The 19,650-nt window shown below is 33.3% G+C and carries 16 protein-coding genes; 12 read left to right on the top strand and 4 right to left on the bottom strand.

Translation table 11 applies throughout. The features are described from left to right. The first annotated feature begins 5 nt into the window (after window positions 1-5). Genes rplK through rpoC form a run of 6 tightly spaced genes read left to right on the top strand, consistent with a single transcriptional unit; the run spans window position 6 to window position 10,155 of the window. Window positions 6-458, top strand: coding sequence for a 50S ribosomal protein L11 (gene rplK / locus AAHJ01_RS00250; protein ID WP_342226896.1), 453 nt, complete (start codon window positions 6-8; stop codon window positions 456-458). Further along, window positions 459-1,154 (top strand): 50S ribosomal protein L1, encoded by a 696-nt coding sequence (rplA, locus tag AAHJ01_RS00245; protein WP_342226895.1) that lies wholly within the window; start codon window positions 459-461, stop codon window positions 1,152-1,154. It abuts the gene before it with no gap. Continuing rightward, window positions 1,151-1,681, top strand: coding sequence for a 50S ribosomal protein L10 (gene rplJ, locus AAHJ01_RS00240; protein ID WP_342226894.1), 531 nt, complete (start codon window positions 1,151-1,153; stop codon window positions 1,679-1,681). Before rplA ends, rplJ begins: the two co-directional genes overlap by 4 nt. Before the next feature lie 24 nt (window positions 1,682-1,705). After that, window positions 1,706-2,062, top strand: coding sequence for a 50S ribosomal protein L7/L12 (gene rplL, locus AAHJ01_RS00235; protein WP_342226893.1), 357 nt, complete (start codon window positions 1,706-1,708; stop codon window positions 2,060-2,062). Window positions 2,063-2,087: 25 nt separating this feature from the next. After that, window positions 2,088-5,891, top strand: coding sequence for a DNA-directed RNA polymerase subunit beta (gene rpoB, locus AAHJ01_RS00230; RefSeq protein ID WP_425286285.1), 3,804 nt, complete (start codon window positions 2,088-2,090; stop codon window positions 5,889-5,891). Window positions 5,892-5,946: 55 nt separating this feature from the next. Beyond that, window positions 5,947-10,155: a DNA-directed RNA polymerase subunit beta' gene (rpoC, locus tag AAHJ01_RS00225; protein ID WP_342226891.1), complete on the top strand. Its 4,209-nt coding sequence runs from the start codon at window positions 5,947-5,949 to the stop codon at window positions 10,153-10,155. On the opposite strand, the gene truA is transcribed toward rpoC, so the two are convergent. The 3 genes from truA to rpsU all read right to left on the bottom strand — a co-directional run bounded on the left by truA (window position 10,109) and on the right by rpsU (window position 11,425). Further along, window positions 10,109-10,897, bottom strand: a complete 789-nt coding sequence (truA, locus tag AAHJ01_RS00220) for a tRNA pseudouridine(38-40) synthase TruA (RefSeq protein WP_342226890.1) — start codon at window positions 10,895-10,897, stop codon at window positions 10,109-10,111. The two genes, rpoC and truA, sit on opposite strands and share 47 nt — an antisense overlap. Window positions 10,898-10,943: 46 nt before the next feature. Next, the gene (locus AAHJ01_RS01505) at window positions 10,944-11,072 is read right to left on the bottom strand and encodes a hypothetical protein (protein ID WP_425286276.1); all 129 of its coding nucleotides are present in this window, start codon (window positions 11,070-11,072) and stop codon (window positions 10,944-10,946) included. Window positions 11,073-11,233: 161 nt separating this feature from the next. Continuing rightward, a complete protein-coding gene (rpsU, locus tag AAHJ01_RS00215; protein WP_342226889.1) occupies window positions 11,234-11,425 on the bottom strand; it encodes a 30S ribosomal protein S21 in 192 nt (63 codons plus the stop codon). A 132-nt stretch (window positions 11,426-11,557) separates the two neighbouring features. Here rpsU and AAHJ01_RS00210 point away from each other — a divergent pair, with 132 nt between their 5' ends. Then, window positions 11,558-11,905 carry a 4Fe-4S binding protein gene (locus tag AAHJ01_RS00210; protein ID WP_342226888.1) on the top strand — a complete coding sequence of 116 codons (348 nt, stop codon included), beginning with the start codon at window positions 11,558-11,560 and terminating at the stop codon, window positions 11,903-11,905. Window positions 11,906-11,923: 18 nt separating this feature from the next. Further along, window positions 11,924-13,252: an argininosuccinate lyase gene (argH, locus tag AAHJ01_RS00205; RefSeq protein ID WP_425286284.1), complete on the top strand. Its 1,329-nt coding sequence runs from the start codon at window positions 11,924-11,926 to the stop codon at window positions 13,250-13,252. Here argH and lysS read toward each other — a convergent pair. Beyond that, window positions 13,247-14,743, bottom strand: a complete 1,497-nt coding sequence (lysS, locus tag AAHJ01_RS00200) for a lysine--tRNA ligase (RefSeq protein WP_342226886.1) — start codon at window positions 14,741-14,743, stop codon at window positions 13,247-13,249. The two genes, argH and lysS, sit on opposite strands and share 6 nt — an antisense overlap. A 160-nt stretch (window positions 14,744-14,903) precedes the next feature. Here lysS and ilvD point away from each other — a divergent pair, with 160 nt between their 5' ends. The 4 genes from ilvD to ilvC are packed head-to-tail and all read left to right on the top strand — an operon-like array spanning window position 14,904 to window position 19,579. Then, window positions 14,904-16,595, top strand: coding sequence for a dihydroxy-acid dehydratase (ilvD, locus tag AAHJ01_RS00195; protein WP_342226885.1), 1,692 nt, complete (start codon window positions 14,904-14,906; stop codon window positions 16,593-16,595). Then, window positions 16,592-18,283 carry a biosynthetic-type acetolactate synthase large subunit gene (gene ilvB, locus AAHJ01_RS00190; protein WP_342226884.1) on the top strand — a complete coding sequence of 564 codons (1,692 nt, stop codon included), beginning with the start codon at window positions 16,592-16,594 and terminating at the stop codon, window positions 18,281-18,283. Before ilvD ends, ilvB begins: the two co-directional genes overlap by 4 nt. Then, complete coding sequence (locus AAHJ01_RS00185; protein WP_342226883.1) at window positions 18,264-18,503, top strand: hypothetical protein; 240 nt, start codon at window positions 18,264-18,266, stop codon at window positions 18,501-18,503. The genes ilvB and AAHJ01_RS00185 overlap by 20 nt, the downstream gene beginning before the upstream one ends. 29 nt (window positions 18,504-18,532) lie before the next feature. After that, entirely contained in the window at window positions 18,533-19,579 is a 1,047-nt protein-coding gene (gene ilvC, locus AAHJ01_RS00180; RefSeq protein WP_342226882.1) for a ketol-acid reductoisomerase, read from the top strand. The last annotated feature ends 71 nt before the right edge of the window (window positions 19,580-19,650 follow it).

The following is a 19,650-nucleotide window of genomic DNA, read 5'->3' as shown; positions in this document are numbered from 1 at the left end:
TAACAATGGTAAAAAAAATAAAAAAAGTTATAAGACTTCAAATCAATGGAGGAACAGCGAACCCTTCACCTCCTATAGGACCAGCCTGTGGAGCAGCTGGGATAAATATTATGTCTTTTTGTAGACAATTTAACGATCGTACTAAGAATAATCTTGGAAAATTGTTCCCTGTATTAATAAATATTTATGATGATGGATCTTTTGACTTTATAGTAAAAAATCCTGCTGTATCTGTTCAGTTGATGGAGGCAACTTCGTTAAAAAAAGGTTCTAAAGAACCCAATCGAAATAAAGTGGCAAAAATAGATTGGAATACAGTGAAAAGAATTGCAGAAAATAAAATGCCGGATCTAAATTGTTTTAACCTAAAATCCGCTATGTCTATGGTGGCAGGTACAGCTAGATCCATGGGAATAGAAATCTATGGTGAGTCTACGATGAATAAAAATAATAAATAGATGAGAAAACTCACTAAAAAGATAAAACAAATTTATAATAAATACGATAGAAATAAAGCTTATACCTTATCTGAGGCTGCAAAGATTGTAAAAGAAATATCTTCCTATAGTAGGTTTGACTCTTCAATTGATATTGCTGTACGTCTAGGTATAGATACTAGAAAATCGAACCAAATGGTTCGTGGCGTAGTTAAGTTACCTCATAGTACAGGTAAAAATATATGTATTTTAGCCCTTGTTGGACCTGACAAAGAAGTTGAAGCGAAAGAGGCTGGGGCAGATTATGTTGGTTCAGATGAATATCTTGAAAAGATTAATCATGGGTGGACTGAAATTGACGTGATTATTACCACGCCAATGATGATGCCAAAGTTAGGACGTTTAGGTAAAATACTTGGTCCTAGAGGATTAATGCCCAATCCTAAAACTGGAACGATTAGTACAGAAATTGGAAAATCTATTAAAGAAGTTAAATATGGTAAAATAGATTTTAAAGTAGATCGATTCGGTATTGTACATGCTTCTGTGGGAAGAGCTTCGTTTTTACCTGAAAAGGTAGTCGATAATTCTCTTGAGTTAATTAAAATGATCAATAGGTTGAAACCCTCTTCAACTCGGGGAACTTATCTGAAAAGTATCTTTCTTTCAGGAACTATGAGTACTGGAATACAGGTAGATGTTAAAAGTATAATATGACAAAAGAACAAAAATTACAATCAATAAAAACCCTTACTTCTGTCTTATCTTCAAAGAATATATATTTTGCCGATATTTCTGGAATAAATGCAAATAAAATTTCTGAATTAAGACGTAATTGTTACGATTCTCAGGTTCAGGTTCGGTTAGTTAAAAATACCTTATTACGCAAAGCTATGGAAAGCCATATAACAAAATGGTCTCCGTTATTTTGTGTTATTCAAGGAAATACCTTTGTGATGACTTCGGAAGTGAATAATGTTCCTGCAAAAATCATTAGAGATTTCAACAAAAAAAATCATAGTGATAAACCCTTATTTTTAGGCGCTTATGTAGAAGAATCCTTTTATCTTGGATCTGAACAATTCGAAACATTAGTTAATATAAAAGATAAAAAAGAATTGATTAGTGATGTAATCAGTTTATTACATTTTCCTATAAAAAAAATTATTTCTACATTAAAATCAGTAGATCATAAAATTTTAGGATGCCTTGAAATATTATCAAGAGGATCACCCAAATTTTAAAAAATCACGAAAAATTATTTATATATGTCAGACATAAAAAAATTAGCAGAAACTTTGATTAACCTAAAAGTTTCAGAAGTAAATGATTTGGCTAAAATTCTAAAGGAAGAATACGGTATTGAACCAGCTACTATTCCCGTTATTGATTCAGGTAAACCCAGTGTAGAAAAAACATCTTTTGATGTAGTACTTAAATCTGCAGGAAGTTCTAAACTAACCGTAGTTAAACTTATTAAAGAAATTACTGGATTGGGACTTAAAGATTCTAAGGAACTAGTAGATAGTGCTCCCAAGAATGTTAAAGAAGGGATAACTAAAAATGAAGCCGAATCACTTAAAAAAAAATTAGAAGAAGCTGGTGCTGAAGTAGAATTGAAATAAATTCTTGAGAATACTAAAAACATAAATAAAATTAACGTTGACGTTGACTTCTAGAGTTAGTTTTGCTTCTGTGAAGAAGCAAGTAGAGTATCCTGATTTTCTTGAAATTCAGATCCAATCTTTTAAGGAATTCTTTCAACTAGAAAACCAATCCGAAAATAAAAAAAATGAAGGATTATTTAAAACCTTCATGGAAAATTTTCCTATTTACGATGTAAGAAATCAATTTGTTCTAGAATTTCTAGATTATTTATTAGATCCTCCAAGGTATTCTATCGAAGAATGTCTTGAAAGAGGGTTAACTTTTAGTGTAACCTTGAAGGCTCGTATGAAGATCTCTTGTCAAGATCCTGAACATGAAGATTTTAAGACAGTTATTCAGGACGTTTATCTTGGAACTATTCCTTATATGACTCCAACAGGGTCTTTCATAATCAATGGAGCTGAACGTGTAGTGGTTTCACAACTGCATCGTTCTCCAGGAATCTTTTTTGGTAAATCTATACACGCTAATGGTACACGTTTATACTCAGCTAGAGTAATACCCTTAAAGGGATCAGGTATTGAATTTTCTACCGATATCAACAATGTAATGTATGCTTATGTAGATAGTAAAAAAAAGTTTCCAGTTACTACACTTTTTCGTGCTATTGGATACGAACAAGATCAAGATATTTTTGATCTTTTCAACTTCTCTGAAGAAGTTAAGGTCACTCAATCTAATTACAACAAATTAATAGGTTCTAAAGTTGGAGCACGTGTTTTAAAACAATGGATAGAAGATTTCGTTTATGAAGACACCGGAGAAGTTATTTCCATTCAAAGAAATGAGGTTATTCTTGATCGTGATATTATCCTTGAACAGGAGCATATTTATCACCTCATAGAATCAGGTATAGATAGCGTTATTTTACAAAAAAAAGAAAAGAACACTATCGATTATATCATTCTTAAAAATACGCTTAACAAAGATCCGACCAATTCTGGTAAGGAAGCGCTTGAACATATATACAGACAATTCAGAAATTCTGAACCTCCCGACTCAGAAACAGCTATTGGAGTAATTGAAAAAATTTTTTTTAATCGATCCCATCTCGGAGAAGTAGGAAGATACCGACTTAATCAACGTTTAGGAATAAATATTCCTATTGAAATACAGGTAATTACAAAAGAAGATTTTATCTATATTGTAAAATATATTCTTAAGAGAGTTCACTCAAAAATAGATGACATTGATAATCTTTCAAATCGTAGAGTGATAACAGTAAGTGAGCAATTATCGGCACAATTAAATATTGGGTTATCACGTATGGCACGTACTATTCGTGATAGAATGAATGTCCGTGATAATGAAGTTTTTACTCCTATTGATTTAATCAATGCAAAAACTCTTTCTTCGGTCATAAATTCTTTTTTTTGTACTAGCCCACTTTCTCAATTTATGGACCAGACTAATTTACTTTCTGAAATAACGCATAAGAGAAGACTCTCTTCTCTTGGCCCAGGAGGTCTTTCTAGGGACCGTGCTGGTTTCGAAGTTCGTGATGTTCATTATACCCATTACGGTAGACTTTGTCCCATAGAAACCCCAGAAGGGACCAATATTGGATTAATTTATTCACTTTGTGTGTTTGCTAAAGTGAATAGTCTGGGATTCATAGAAACCCCTTACAGAAAAGTTACAAATGGTCAAATTGACTTTTCTTCTTCTATTTATCTTCCCACTGAGGACGAGTCGGAAAAAACTATAGCTACGGCTAAGGCAAAGGTGGATGAAGATGGATATTTTCTTAACGAGATAGTTATTTCCAGGAAAGACGGAGATTTTCCGATGGTTGAATATGATAAAATTGATTACATTGATGTAGGAACCAATCAAATAGCTTCTATTTCAGCTTCTCTAATTCCTTTTCTTGAACATGATGATGCCAATCGTGCTCTAATGGGTTCAAATATGATGCGTCAAGCTGTGCCTTTGCTTTGTCCTGAATCTCCGATTGTCGGAACTGGTCTTGAGAAAAAAGTGGCTACTGATTCCCGTCTACTTATTAATGCGGAGGGAGAAGGTCTTGTAGAATACGTCGAATCAGATCATATTTCTATCCGTTATAACATAACTGAAGAAGAAGCTTTTCTCAGTTTTGATTCTAACATTAAAACCTACAACATTATGAAGTTTAAAAAAACTAATCAAAATACTTCAATTAGACTTAAGCCTATTGTTAGAAAGGGAATGAAAGTGTCCAAAGGACAAGTGCTCTGCGAAGGTTATGCTACGGAAAAAGGAGAAATAGCTTTAGGTAGGAATATACTTGTGGCTTTTATGCCTTGGAAGGGTTTTAATTTTGAAGACGCTTTTGTTCTTTCGGAGCGTGTAGTTCGTGAAGATTTATTTACATCTATTCACATAGATGAATATTCTCTAGAAGTACGTGATACAAAATTAGGTATGGAAGAACTTACCAGTGATATTCCTAACCTTAGTGAGGAGGCTACTAAAAACCTAGATGAAAATGGAATTATTCGTGTAGGATCAGAGGTAAAACCTGGAGATATTCTTATCGGAAAGATAACTCCAAAAGGAGAATATGATCCGACACCGGAAGAAAAACTTCTCATAGCTATATTTGGAGAAAGAGCTGGTAATGTAAAAGATTCGTCATTAAAAGCAGATACTTCGCTTTACGGAGTGGTTATTGATAGAAAGCTTTTTTCAAGAAGTATTAAAGATAAAAAAAGACGTGCCCAAGATAAAATGGACATAGAATATTTTGAATCTCAATATCAAAGTAGTTTTTCTGAATTGCATAAGATGCTATGTGAGAAATTATATACACTTTTACAATCTAAAATCTCTAGGAGAATCGAGAATGATATGCAAGAAGAAATTATTCCTGCAGGAAACATCTTTACTAAAAATCTTCTAGAGAATATTTATGATTATATCAATATTTCTTCTTATGAATGGACTTCAGATGATCATACGAATCGTTTAGTCTCAATGCTATTACATAATTATAAAATTCAGGTTATAAATTTACAAGGAGAACTAAAACGTAAAAAATTTACTCTTTCTGTAGGTGATGAATTGCCCCTGGGAATAGTAAAACTAGTAAAAGTATACATTGCTAAAAAGCGAAAACTTAAAGTAGGTGATAAAATGGCCGTACGTCACGGTAATAAGGGAATTGTATCACGTATTGTGAGTGATGAAGATCTGCCATTTTTGGAAGACGGTACCCCTGTAGATATTGTGCTTAATCCATTAGGTGTTCCATCAAGAATGAATATTGGACAAATATATGAAACCATATTGGGATGGGCAGGTCATAAGCTGGGAATAAAATTTTCTACACCTATATTTGATGGTGCTTCAATAGAACAAATTACTGAATATACTAGTAAGGCCGGATTACCTAACTTAGGAAGCACCTATCTTTATGATGGGGAAACTGGAGAACGTTTTGATAAGCCAACTACCGTGGGAATTATTTATATGTTAAAACTTGGTCATATGGTAGACGACAAGATGCATGCTCGTTCCATAGGTCCTTATTCACTGATCACCCAGCAACCTTTAGGTGGTAAAGCGCAATTCGGAGGACAACGTTTTGGAGAAATGGAAGTGTGGGCTCTAGAGTCTTTTGGAGCTTCAAACATTCTAAGAGAAATACTTACCGTAAAATCTGATGATGTAGTAGGTCGTTCTAAAACCTATGAATCTATTGTTAAAGGAGAAACTCTGCCTGAACCAGGGATTCCTGAATCTTTCAATGTATTGCTACATGAACTTAAAGGACTCGGATTAAACCTCCATCTTGAAGAATAAATATATCGTTCATTTCGTACTCTTCGCGAAAAATCTGAACTATAAATTTTTATAAATGTCTATAAAAACAACTAAAAAAGTTCAAAACTTTAACAAGGTTACTATAAGTTTGGCCTCTCCGGAGTATATCCTTCAAGAATCTTACGGAGAAGTACTAAAACCTGAAACAATTAATTATCGGACTCATAAACCAGAACGTGACGGACTATTTTGTGAACGAATTTTTGGTCCCATAAAGGATTATGAGTGTTCTTGTGGAAAATATAGAAGAATTCGTTATAAGGGGATTGTCTGTGACAGATGCGGTGTAGAGGTTACAGAAAAAAAAGTCCGACGTGAACGTATTGGACATATTAATTTAGTAGTCCCTGTGGTACATATCTGGTATATTAGATCATTACCCAATAAGATTGGTTACCTTTTAGGTATTCCTTCAAAAAAACTTGACCTTATCGTTTATTATGAACGATATGTGGTCATCCAGCCGGGTATTGCCCAATATCCCGATGGTACCCCTTTGAAAAAAATGGAATTTTTAATGGAGGAAGAGTATCTACAAATAGTAGAGAATCTACCAAAGGAAAATCTCGACCTTGATGATAGAGATCCTAATAAATTTCTCGCTAAGATGGGTGCTGAATGTATAGAAGAACTACTTAAACGAGTAAATCTAGATGAACTTTCTTCTAGTCTTCGTCATAAAGCCGAGAATGAAACATATAAACAACGACGTCTAGAAGCTCTAAAACGGTTGCAGGTAGTAGAAGCATTTATAGAATCATCTAAAAAAAATTGTAAAGAGTGGATGATTATTCACGCTCTTCCAGTGATTCCACCTGAATTACGTCCTTTAGTACCTCTAGAGGGTGGACGTTTTGCAACTTCAGATTTAAACGATCTCTATCGTCGAATTATTATTCGTAATAATCGATTGAAACGTCTTTTACAAATAAAGGCTCCTGATATTATTCTTCGAAATGAAAAACGGATGCTTCAAGAAGCAGTGGATTCATTATATGATAACACAAAGAAAACATCCGCTATGAATCGTAATCGAACTTTGAAATCTTTATCTGATTCACTTAAAGGTAAGCAAGGACGATTTCGTCATAATCTTTTAGGAAAACGTGTAGATTATTCAGCACGTTCTGTAATTGTAGTAGGACCGAAGTTAAAACTATACGAATGTGGACTTCCCAAAGATCTGGCTGCAGAACTTTACAAACCTTTTATTATTAGGAAATTACTAGAACGTGGTATTGTTGAAACCGTAAAATCAGCTAAAAAACTTGTTGATAACCGTGATCCGTTTGTATGGTATGTCTTGGATAATGTGCTTAAAGGGCATCCAGTACTGCTTAACCGTGCTCCTACATTGCATAGATTAGGAATTCAAGCTTTTTATCCCAAACTCATTGAGGGTAAAGCTATACAACTGCACCCATTGGTCTGCACAGCTTTCAATGCAGATTTTGACGGTGATCAGATGGCGGTACATCTCCCACTGGGACCAGAGGCTATTCTAGAAGCTAAATTACTTCTGCTGTCGTCACAAAACATTTTAAATCCTGCTAATGGATCTCCTATTACTGTTCCATCACAAGACATGGTCCTAGGACTTTATTATATGACAAAATGTTTTAAATCTACATCAGATAGGAAAATTAAAGGTGAAGGATTAGTATTTTCTTCAACAGAAGAAGTCCAGATAGCGTATAATGAAGGTGCGGCAGAAATCCATGCAGGGATAAAAGTAAAAGTCCCTATTCTCGAAAAGAATAAACTTGTAGATAGAATTGTGGAAACGACTGTAGGGAGAGTACTATTTAATCAAGTGGTTCCTAAAAAAGTAGGATATATTAATGAGTTACTAACTAAGAGGTCTTTACGTGATATAATTGGTAAAATATTGATGCTTACTAATGTTCCTACCACAGTAAAATTTCTAGACGATGTTAAGGAACTAGGTTTTTATAATTCCTTTAAAGGTGGGCTTTCCTTTAGTTTAGGTGATATTATTATTCCTAATAATAAACAAACTCTGATTAATAGTGCTATTGAGCAAATAGATGCAGTTAAAATTAACTATAATCTGGGTTTGATTACTAATAATGAACGTTATAATCAAGTTATTGATATCTGGACAAGTACCAATGCCCTATTAACTGAAAAAGTAATGAAACAAATGTATGAAGACCATCAAGGGTTTAATTCAGTATATATGATGCTTGATTCAGGAGCTAGGGGATCGAAAGAACAGATTCGACAACTTTCAGGAATGCGTGGCTTGATGGCAAAACCACAACGTACTAGCGGAGGAATTATTGAAAATCCAATTTTATCCAATTTCCGTGAAGGTATTTCTATCCTAGAGTATTTTATTTCTACGCACGGTGCTAGAAAAGGGTTAGCAGATACAGCTATAAAAACAGCTGATGCAGGTTATCTCACACGACGTCTTGTAGACGTAGCTCAAGATATTATCGTTACGGAAGAAGATTGTGGGACGATTATAGGAATTGAAATAAGTGCTCTTAAAAAGAATGAAGAAATGATAGAAAATTTCTCTGAACGTCTTTTGGGAAGAATTGCTCTTTATGATATCTATCATCCTAGTAAGGATGAAATTATAGTCGCTTATGATGAAATGTTTGATGCAGATAAAGCTCTTCTTATAGAAGAATTGGGAATAGAAACGGTAGAAGTTCGATCCCCACTGACCTGTGAATCTAAAAGAGGTATTTGTGCTAAATGCTATGGTATAAACCTGTCAACAGGACAATTGGTTAATAAAGGAGAAGCAGTAGGTGTTATTGCTGCTCAATCGATAGGAGAGCCGGGTACACAATTGACACTTAGGACGTTTCATGTAGGTGGAACGGCTGTAAATATTTCTGAATCTTCCCAAATCCGTGCTAGTTTTGATGGAATTATAGAATTTGAAGATATTAGGACAGTCCAAGATGAAAAAGGTCTAGAATTAGTGGTTTCACGTTCTACAGAGATGAGACTCTTAGGAAGAGATGATTCCATATTAATGCAGAATAATATTCCTTACGGAGCAACTTTATTTGTCCATCATGGAGTTACTATAAAAAAAGGAACGGAAATTTGTCGATGGGATCCTTATAATGCTGTTATTATTTCTGAGTATTCCGGAACCATAGTCTATGAATATATAGAACAGGGAATAACCTTTACCATAGATGAACAAGCCGGGTTAAAAGTCATTTCTGAATCTAGAGATCAAAACATAATTCCCTCTTTAAGTATCCTTGATAAGGAAGGAAACTACTTAAAAATTTACAATCTTCCTGTTGGTGCTCACTTAATTGTAGAAGATGGGGAAGTAATTACAGCAGGACAAATTCTTGTAAAGATTCCTAGAAAATATGGAAAAACAACAGATATTACTGGAGGATTGCCACGTGTAACTGAATTGTGTGAAGCACGTAATCCTTCTAATCCAGGAGTGATATCGGAAATTGATGGAGTGGTGAGTTTTGGAAATATTAAAAGAGGTCATCGTGAGATTATTATTGCATCGAAAAGCGGAGACACAAAAAAATATTTTGTTAAGTTATCCAATCAAATTCTAGTTCAAGAAAATGATTATGTTAAAGCAGGGACAGCACTTTCAGAAGGTGCGATTACACCTTCAAATCTACTTCATATTAAGGGAGCTAAAGAAGTTCAAAAATATTTAGTAAATGAAATACAAGAGATCTACCGATTACAGGGAGTAAAAATAAATGATAAGCATTTTGAAATTATCGTTGGTCAAATGATGCGAAAGGTAAAAATTATAGATTCTGGAGATACACGGTTTATAAAAGATAGTATAGAATATAAAACTGATTTTTTTGAAGAAAACGACAGAATTTCAAGTCTTAAAGTAGTAGAAGATCCTGGTAATTCTGAGCAGTTTAAACCTGGACAAATAATAAATTTAACCGAATGGAATAATGAAAATTATATTCTAAGACAAAATGGTAAGAGGATTATGCGTGCTCGCAATGCGATTCCTGCTATAGCTAAACCTGTACTTCAGGGCATTACACGTGCATCTTTGCAAACAAAGTCATTCATATCTGCAGCCTCTTTCCAAGAGACAACTAAAGTATTGAATGAGGCTGCAATTAGTGGAAAATCTGATTACTTACTTGGATTAAAAGAAAATGTTATTGTCGGACACAAAGTACCTGCAGGAACAGGTCTTAAAGAATACGACCAATTTCTCGTCTCATCAAAAGACAGGGAGTAATACAAAAAATATCGCTTGGATAAGATACAGATTTTAAGAATAATCCTTTTGCTGGTACTGAACATCCTGCCATTTTACTATTTTTAGATTCAACAATTTGGCAAAAATCTTTTGAATCAATTTTCCCTATGCCGACTCTAATAAGAGTTCCAACAATAGATCTAACCATGTTTCTTAAAAATCTATTAGACGTTATTTGGAAACACAATAACCCCTTCTTGTATTTCCAATAAGAATATTCTATTTTACAAAAACTTGTTTTATTATTAGAATGAGACTTACAGAAAGTACTAAAATCTTCGTATCTTTTTAAGATCATAGCTGCTTGGTTCATTTTTGCAATGTCAGGTGGATTAGATAACCATTGCCAACTAAATTCTTTAAAGAAAGGACTTTTCCCTAAAGAAATAAAATATTCATAAGTACGGCATAGAGCACTGAAACGTGCATGTGCTTTCGGTTGCATCAAGTAAATATTGTATACTTTAATGTCTTTAGGTAAGAATGAATTAAGTTTCTGTATAAACCTTGGGGTCAGAAAATATGGATAATCAAAGTGAGCAAAAAATTGTTTGGCGTGGACCCCGCTATCTGTCCTTCCAGCTCCAATAATATTAACTGGCATCTTTAATAGAGAGGATAGACAATTTTCTAACACTTCCTCGACGGATATTCCGGTTTTCTGTATCTGCCAACCATGATATTTAGTTCCATTAAAAGATAGTTCAATAAAATAACGCAATAATTTTAATTTTTAAAAAATAATCGCACTTTGTTTTAAACAATTATCATATTTCCATGACGATTTGGTTTGAAAAATAAATAAGACATTTCAGATGCAAAAATATAGAACGTGTACCGATATAAATTATTCCAAATAAAAACGCTATTATAATTTGCCATGGATTTAAATGCATTATTCCAAATAATAAAGCAGAAAAAAAAATAGATTTTATAGAAGAAATACTTGTTTTAAATATTTATTATTAAACGTAAAAACTCATTGAAAAATAAATATTCATTATAAATGCTCCTAGGTAATACCTTTAGAGAGGACATTCATGATCTACGTTTTTTATCAAATATTCTCCTTTTTAGAAATTAAGTATTGTTTATAATAGGCTTTTAAAAATGCCTCTCTTTTTTTTATTGAAGGTTTAATATAAAATTGTATTTTTCTAAATTCTTTCATCAGACGTATTTTCTCGCATTTTCGTTTATAACGCTTAATTGCTTTTTCAATAGACTCTCCATCTTTTATCTTAATCATTAGCATCTTTTATCTTTTTTAATTTTTGTTAATTTATAACTCTTTTTCAATTAAAGTAAGATTTATTACAGAAAAATCTTCATTAGATTAGCTATTATTCTCTAAGCGAAGCTCTAACAAATATAAAATCATATGGCTATCAAAATTACTGAGGAATGCATTAACTGTGGAGCATGCGAACCTGAATGCCCCAATAATGCTATTTACGAAGGATCGTTTAAGTGGCGTTTTTCAGATGGTACAAATTTGAAAGGTGTAATTCCACTTAAATCGGGTGTTACCACAGAAGCATGTAAACCTCAAGCACCTAAAAAAAATGATATTTATTTTATTGTTGCAGATAAATGTACTGAATGTGTAGGTTTTTACGATGAGCCCAGATGTGCTTCTGTATGTCCAGTGGATTGTTGCGTTCTGGATGAAGAATCTATAGAAAGTAAAGATGAACTACTAGAGAAAAAAAAATTCTTGCACTCCTAAATATTAATTATCATGATGGTGAAGCTTTGGAAGAAAAAAAATAACCTCAGTAAAGAAATTGAAAAATTCACTTTTGGTAAAGAGAGAAAATTGGATTTGTTACTAGCTCCTTATGATATTATAAGTACAATGGCACATATATCTATGCTTTCTAGCATAGAACTATTAAAAGTAAATGAATTTAAAGTTTTGATGCAAGAGCTAAAAAAAATTTATTTAGAAATTGTAGAGGGAAATTTTTCTATTTCAGACTATGTGGAAGATGTACATTCTCAAGTAGAGATTATTTTAACACTCCGACTTGGAGAAATTGGGAAAAAAATACATAGCGGACGATCACGTAATGATCAAATATTGTTAGATATAAAACTCTTCATCAGACAAAAAATTCAATATTTGGTTGAAAATGTATATAGTCTCTTTAAGACACTTATCACTCTTAGTGAGAATTACAAGGATATATTGATGCCAGGATATACACATGATCATATAGCTATGCCTTCTTCTTTCGGACTTTGGTTTTCTTCGTATGCTGAAAGTTTTACAGACGATTTACTATTGCTACAAGCTGCCTATCGCATAACGAATAAAAATCCCTTAGGTTCAGCAGCTGGCTATGGATCTTCCTTTCCCCTAGATAGAGAATTTACTACACATATATTAGGATTTGAAAATTTTAATTATAACGTAATATATGCCCAAATGGGACGTGGAAAAAGTGAACGTGTAGTGGCAGATGCCCTAGCATCTATTTCGTATACTTTGGCCAAACTATCACAGGATATTTGCTTATACACTAGCCCAAATTTTGGCTTTATTACCTTTCCTGATCATATTACTACCGGGTCCAGCATCATGCCGCATAAGAAAAATATAGATGTTTTTGAACTTATTCGTTCTCTATGTAATAAAATAAATTCGTTGCCTAACGAAATAGCTCTGATTATAGCGAATTTCCCTTCTGGATATCACCGTGATTTTCAAAGAATAAAAGAAATATTACTACCAATATTCGATGATTTTAAAAGTTGTCTTCATATCTATAAATATCTGTTTGAACAGATGATTATTAATAACAATATACTAAATTATAGTAAATATCATTATCTTTTTAGCGTAGAATCGGTAAATAAATATGTGCAGGAAGGAATGTCTTTCCGAGATGCTTATAAAAAAGTAGGGTGTGAGATACAGAATGGAAATTTTCAACCCTGTAAAAGAGAAGTCCCAACCCACGGAGTAAATTTATGTAATGAAAATATTCATCACTTTATGAAGTCTGTAGTAAATTCTTTTCATTTTGAAAAAGCCAACGAAGCCGAATATAGGTTACTTACAGTTTCATGAATGATTTTTATCCGTCCGCATTTGTGGAAATAACAAAACTTCTTGTATTGAATTTTGTTTAGTAAGTAACATGACCAATCGATCTATACCTATACCAATACCCGAAGTCGGTGGCATGCCAAATTCAAGGGATCGAATAAAATCATAATCTATACGCATAGATTCATCATTTCCTTTTTCGTCGATTTGTTCTTTAAAACGTTCTAATTGATCGATAGGGTCATTTAGTTCTGAATAAGCATTAGCTATCTCTTTTTTATTTATAAATAGTTCATACCGTTCAGTGAGTCCTTTTTTCTCCCGATGTTTTTTAGTCAAGGGACTCATCTCTACAGGATAATCTGTAATAAAGGTAGGTTGTATGTAGTGTTTTTCACATTTTTTACTAAAAATTTCATCAATAAGTTTACCTTTTCCCATCGTTTTGTCAACTTCTATCTCCAATTTTTTACAAACCATTTGTAATTCTTTCTCATTCAGATGACTAATGTCAAATCCTGTATGAATTTGAATAGCTTCATAAATTGGTATCCTAGGAAAGGATTTTTTAAAAGAGATTGTCTGGCCTTCTATGTTAATTTCTGTACTTCCATGAATGTTGAAACAAAGTTTTTCCAGAAGAATTTCAGTGAAATTCATCATCCAGTAATAATCTTTATAGGCAACGTATAACTCTAAAATAACGAATTCAGGATTATGAGTTCTGTCCATCCCCTCGTTGCGAAAATCTCTAGAAAATTCATATACTCCATTAAATCCACCTACAATGAGTCTTTTGAGATAAAGTTCATTAGAAATCCGTAGATATAAAGGAATATTTAGAGTATTGTGATAAGTAACAAACGGTAAGGCATGGGCTCCTCCGGCAATTGGCTGAAGTATAGGAGTTTCCACTTCTAAATAACCATATTCATTGAGAAAGTTTCGGATATATTGTATGATACGAGTTCGTTGTAGAAAAATTTTTTTTATTTTGTCATTTACAATAAGATCTATGTACCGCATGCGGTATCGTTGTTCCTGGGTAGAAAAGGCATCATAGATATTCCCATTATGATCGGTTTTTACATGAGGAAGGGGTCGTAGCGACTTACTGAGCAATACAAGTTCTTTTACATGAAGAGTAATCTCTCCAGTTCTAGTCTTAAACATGAATCCTTTTACCCCAATAATATCTCCTACATCTAACAATTTTTTAAAAAAAATCTGATAAAAAGTTTTTTCTTTATTCTCCGAAATCTCGGAACGCTTTACATAAAGTTGTATTATTCCGCTATAGTCTTTTAATTCAACGAAAGACGATTTTCCCATGATCCGCATACGCATAATACGTCCGGCTAAACTAGCTGGTTTATTTTTTTCATACTTTTCTATAAGTTCTTTTATAGAAGCACTTGTATTATAAGTAGCTGCTGGATAGTTTTCTATACCTAATTCACTTATTTTTTTCAATTTATTTCGACGTATAATTTCTTGTTCTGATAAAGACATAGGCGATTTTTTTTAGTCTACTTAATAATGGTACTCATTCCTAAATAAATATATAAAATCATATTTATATCGAGCCTACTTTCTGCTGAATACGTTTGTGATATTATCCACCAGATGGAGTTATCTCTGGATAGGGAATCCATAATCTACTTTGTAAATCATGAATAAAAAGATTAACTATTTGAGTGCACAACTCACGCAAAATACAAATCTTCCAGCAGCTAAGGCTATGCTGTATGCTACAGGACTTCCAGAAGAATATTTTAAAAAAGCGCAGGTAGGGATTGTAAGCAACTGGTACGAGGGAAATCCTTGCAATATGCATTTGAATCGTTTAGGAAGGAGTATAAAAAAATCTGTTCACGAAAAAGAGTTAGTCGGTTTACGATTTAACACTATAGGCGTAAGTGATGGTATATCTATGGGAACTCCAGGGATGAGATATTCTTTACCTTCTCGAGAAATTATTGCTGATAGTATAGAAACAGTAGCAAACTCTCAGCATTATGATGGTATAATAGCCATACCTGGTTGCGATAAAAATATGCCTGGTGTTCTAATTGCTCTCATTAGAATTAATCGTCCTTCAGTTATCGTATATGGTGGTAGTATTGCTTCAGGTTATTATAAAGGTGAAAAACTAGACGTAGTATCATCTTTTGAAGCTTTAGGTAAAAGGAAAACTAAAAAAATATCCGAAGAAGAATATAAAAAGATTATAAAAAATTCTTGTCCTGGTGCTGGTGCTTGCGGTGGGATGTATACAGCTAATACTATGGCAGCTGCTCTTGAAGCAATGGGAATGACCTTACCTTATTCTTCTTCTACACCTGCTATTGGTGCAGATAAAGAATGGGAGTGTTTTAAGATGGGGGGAGTGATTCAAAAACTTTTGCAGAAAGATATTAAACCTAAAAAGATTATTACTAAAAACTCTTTAAAAAATGCGATAAGTCTAACTACTGCTATCGGAGGGTCCACTAATCTAATACTGCATTTATTAGCAATTGCTAAAACAGCAGAAATTGACCTTACACTTACAGATTTTCAACAAATTAACGATAGTGTTCCTCTCATTGGAAATCTAAAACCTAGTGGGAAATTTTTAATGGAAGATATACATGCTATAGGTGGAATTCCAGTGATTATGAAATATTTGTTGGAAAATGGTCTCCTTGAAGGAGACTGTCTTACAGTTACTGGAGACACTTTAAAAGAAAATTTAAAAGATGTCCCCTCGCTGTCTTTTGATCAGAAAGTTATTTATTCTATAAATCATCCCATTAAAAAAGAAGGACATTTTCGCATTCTTTATGGAAATATTGCTCCAGGAGGATCTGTGGCAAAGATTACTGGACAAGAAAAAATGAAATTTTCAGGACGTGCTAGAGTGTTTAATTCAGAGGATGCTTTCAATCGTTCTATTTTACTTTGTAAAATAAATAAAGGAGAAGTCATAGTTATTCGATATGTAGGTCCTAAAGGAGGACCAGGGATGCCTGAAATGCTAAAACCTACGGCTTATATAACTGGAGCAGGTTTGGGAAAAGAAGTAGCTCTTATCACTGATGGTAGATTTTCTGGAGGATCACACGGTTTTGTTGTAGGTCATATCACTCCTGAAGCACAAGAAGGTGGTCCTATCGCATTAATAAATGATGGAGATATTGTTACTATAAATGCAGTTAATAATACTATTAACCTTGAAATAAATGAAAATGAATGGTATATACGGAGAAAAAAATGGAGAGCTCCGACTTTTAAAGTAAATATGGGATATCTCTATAAATATTCAAAAACAGTTTCTTACGCTTCCGAAGGGTGCGTTACAGACCAATTCATAGAAACATGAATCTAAAAAAAGATAAAGGATGTGATATTTTAGTCAAAAATCTTTTAATAGAACGTGTAGAGTATCTCTTTGGTTATCCCGGAGGGGCTATTATGCCTGTTTATGATTCTTTAGATCGACATGCAGATAATATATGTCATATACTGACGCGTCATGAACAAGGAGCTATACATGCTGCTCAGGGATATGCTAGGGTTAGTGGAAAGGTTGGAGTATGTATATCTACCTCAGGTCCAGGAGCTACTAATCTAATTACCGGTTTAGCTGATGCACTTATAGATAGCACTCCAATAATTTGTATTACTGGACAAGTGTCATATAATCTTTTGGGTACAGACGCTTTTCAGGAAACCAATATTTTAGATCTTTCATTCCCTGTAACTAAGTGGAATGTGCAAATTACTAAAGCACAGGATATTTGTAAAACAATACGGAAATCATTTGACATCGCTCGTAGTGGACGTCCTGGTCCAGTCCTGATAGATATCACGAAAGACGCTCAGCTTCAAGAAGCTATTTTTGAAGAAATCCTTTTTCATCAAGTATCGTATTTTCGTTCCTTACCTAAGGTGGAGGTCAATAAAATAGAAGAAGCTGCCATTTTAATTAATGCAGCAAAAAGACCATTGATTTTAGTCGGACAGGGAGTAATTCTAGCTGAAGCAGAAGAAGAGTTAAAAGCTCTCTCAGAAAAAGCAAATATACCTATTGCAAGTACTCTTTTGGGACTGGGTATAATAGATAATAATCATCCTCTTTTTGTCGGAATGATTGGTATGCATGGTCATTATGCCCCCAATGTATTAACTAATCAATGTGATATTCTTATCGCAATAGGAATGCGTTTCGACGATAGAGTCACTGGAAATATAAACATATATGCTATACAAGCTAAAATAATTCATTTGGAAATAGAAGCTTGTGAAATTGGAAAAAACATTCCATGTGTTGTACCTGTATTAGGAGATTGCAAAAAGACTTTACCTTTATTGACTGAAAGAGTTCAGGAAAATATTCGTAAAGAATGGATATCGTATTTCATAACTATACAAAAGCAAGAGGAAAAAATTGTCCAAAAAGATTTGTATCCCAAAAAAGAAAGCTTGACTATGGGAGAAATAATACAGTGGATTAATCAATATAAAAATCAAAATGCTGTCATGGTAACCGATGTCGGACAACATCAGATGATAGCTTCACGATATTTTTATTTTTCCTATAGTAAAAGCCAAATTACCTCAGGAGGATTAGGGACAATGGGTTTTTCTTTGCCAGCAGCTATAGGATCGCAATTAGGAGCGATATATCGTCAAATTATATGCGTAATAGGAGATGGAGGTTTTCAAATGACCTTTCAAGAATTAGGAATTCTTCTTAAAAATAATCTTCCAATAAAAATTGTGTTACTCAATAACGGATTTCTAGGTATGGTGAGACAATGGCAAGAGCTTTTTTTTAAAAGACGTTATGCTTTCAGCGCATTACTCAATCCTGATTTTATACGTTTAGCTCAAGCTTATAATATTAGTGGGAAGAAAATAGAAAAAAGAAAAAAAATCCCAGAAGCTGTAAAAGAAATGTTTGAATGTAATACAGCCTATCTACTGGAAATAATCGTAGAAAGAGAATATAATGTTTTCCCCATGATAACGATTGGAGCATCCGTAGATGAAATCCGTTTGTATTAAAATTTCAATTCTAGCCAGTAATATTGAAAGGTTGATTAACCGTGTTATTATTTTATTGAATCGGAGTAATTTTAGGATGATTTATCTAAATATTTATGATGCAAAAAAACAATATATAATGCGTTATACCTTAGAGGTAAAATGTACTGAAGTGTCTATTGATAAAATAGCAAAACAAATAGAAAAACACCTCGGAATTATTTCAATACTTTATTATTAAAAATAAATATAAATATAAACTTAATAAAGGTGAAAATTAAATTTGGCCCCATGGAAGAAAATGTTCTGATGAGAAATGAATTTTCTTTAGAAAGGGCAAAAAAAATATTGAAAGATGAAATCCTATCTGTAATAGGATATGGTATACAAGGTCCTGGACAGGCTTTAAATCTTAGGGATAATGGTTTGACTGTAATTATAGGACAGAGGAAAAATTCTGTTTCCTGGGAAAAAGCTTTGAAAGACGGTTGGATAGAAGGAAAGAATCTATTTGAGATAGAAGAAGCCGTTAGTCGTGGTACAATTATTATGAATTTGTTGTCTGACGCAGGACAAATTTCGGTATGGCCTTTACTTAATAAGTATCTTACTACTGGTAAATCTCTATATTTTTCTCATGGATTTGGTATTACTTTTCAAAATAAAACAGGTATTTATCCTCCTAAAGACATTGATGTTTTTCTAGTTGCCCCAAAAGGATCGGGGACTAGTGTCAGAAGGTTATTTCTAAAAGGTACAGGAATTAATTCTAGCTATGCTATTTATCAAGACTATAGCGGTCGTGCTAAGGAAAAGACTTTTGCGATAGGAATCGCTATAGGTTCTGGTTATATGTTTGAAACTAATTTTAGAAATGAGGTGTTTTCAGATCTGGTCGGAGAAAGGGGTACTTTGATGGGAGCGATACAGGGGATTTTTTCTGCTCAATATCAAATATTACGTGACCATGGTCATTCTCCTTCAGAGTCCTTTAACGAAACGGTTGAAGAATTTACCGAAAGTTTGATGCCACTTATTGGAGAAAATGGTATGGAATGGATGTATTCTAATTGTTCTACTACTGCTCAAAGAGGAGCTTTAGACTGGTGGAAAAGATTTAAAGATGCTGTTATGCCTGTTTTTCAAGAACTTTACCACGAAGTAGCCTCAGGAAATGAGGCTGAGCGCACTATAACATCCAATCTACAAAATAATTATAAAGAACAACTTCAAGAAGAACTTGAGGAATTGAGAAAAAGTGAACTTTGGGAAGTAGGGGATACTATCCGACGACTGAGACCTCGAAAAGAAAACTGAATGAGGTCTAGCTGTTGTTCGTCCTCCTCATACCACATCGATGGAATACCACATCGATGGAATATAAAATG

It is taken from the genome of Candidatus Walczuchella endosymbiont of Icerya purchasi (assembly GCF_964030875.1).
In the GTDB taxonomy this organism is placed as follows: Bacteria; Bacteroidota; Bacteroidia; order Flavobacteriales; family Blattabacteriaceae; genus Walczuchella.
The sequence above is the reverse complement of the archived record's forward strand: the minus strand, read 5'-3'. Positions and strand labels throughout refer to the sequence as shown.

Coding starts and splice junctions, on each gene's coding strand:
- rplK (WP_342226896.1), top strand. CDS start 6: ATGGTAAAAAAAATAAAAAAAGTTATAAGACTTCAAATCAATGGAGGA.
- rplA (WP_342226895.1), top strand. CDS start 459: ATGAGAAAACTCACTAAAAAGATAAAACAAATTTATAATAAATACGAT.
- rplJ (WP_342226894.1), top strand. CDS start 1,151: ATGACAAAAGAACAAAAATTACAATCAATAAAAACCCTTACTTCTGTC.
- rplL (WP_342226893.1), top strand. CDS start 1,706: ATGTCAGACATAAAAAAATTAGCAGAAACTTTGATTAACCTAAAAGTT.
- rpoC (WP_342226891.1), top strand. CDS start 5,947: ATGTCTATAAAAACAACTAAAAAAGTTCAAAACTTTAACAAGGTTACT.
- AAHJ01_RS01505 (WP_425286276.1), bottom strand. CDS start 11,072: ATGCATTTAAATCCATGGCAAATTATAATAGCGTTTTTATTTGGAATA.
- rpsU (WP_342226889.1), bottom strand. CDS start 11,425: ATGATTAAGATAAAAGATGGAGAGTCTATTGAAAAAGCAATTAAGCGT.
- AAHJ01_RS00210 (WP_342226888.1), top strand. CDS start 11,558: ATGGCTATCAAAATTACTGAGGAATGCATTAACTGTGGAGCATGCGAA.
- lysS (WP_342226886.1), bottom strand. CDS start 14,743: ATGTCTTTATCAGAACAAGAAATTATACGTCGAAATAAATTGAAAAAA.
- ilvD (WP_342226885.1), top strand. CDS start 14,904: ATGAATAAAAAGATTAACTATTTGAGTGCACAACTCACGCAAAATACA.
- ilvB (WP_342226884.1), top strand. CDS start 16,592: ATGAATCTAAAAAAAGATAAAGGATGTGATATTTTAGTCAAAAATCTT.
- AAHJ01_RS00185 (WP_342226883.1), top strand. CDS start 18,264: ATGAAATCCGTTTGTATTAAAATTTCAATTCTAGCCAGTAATATTGAA.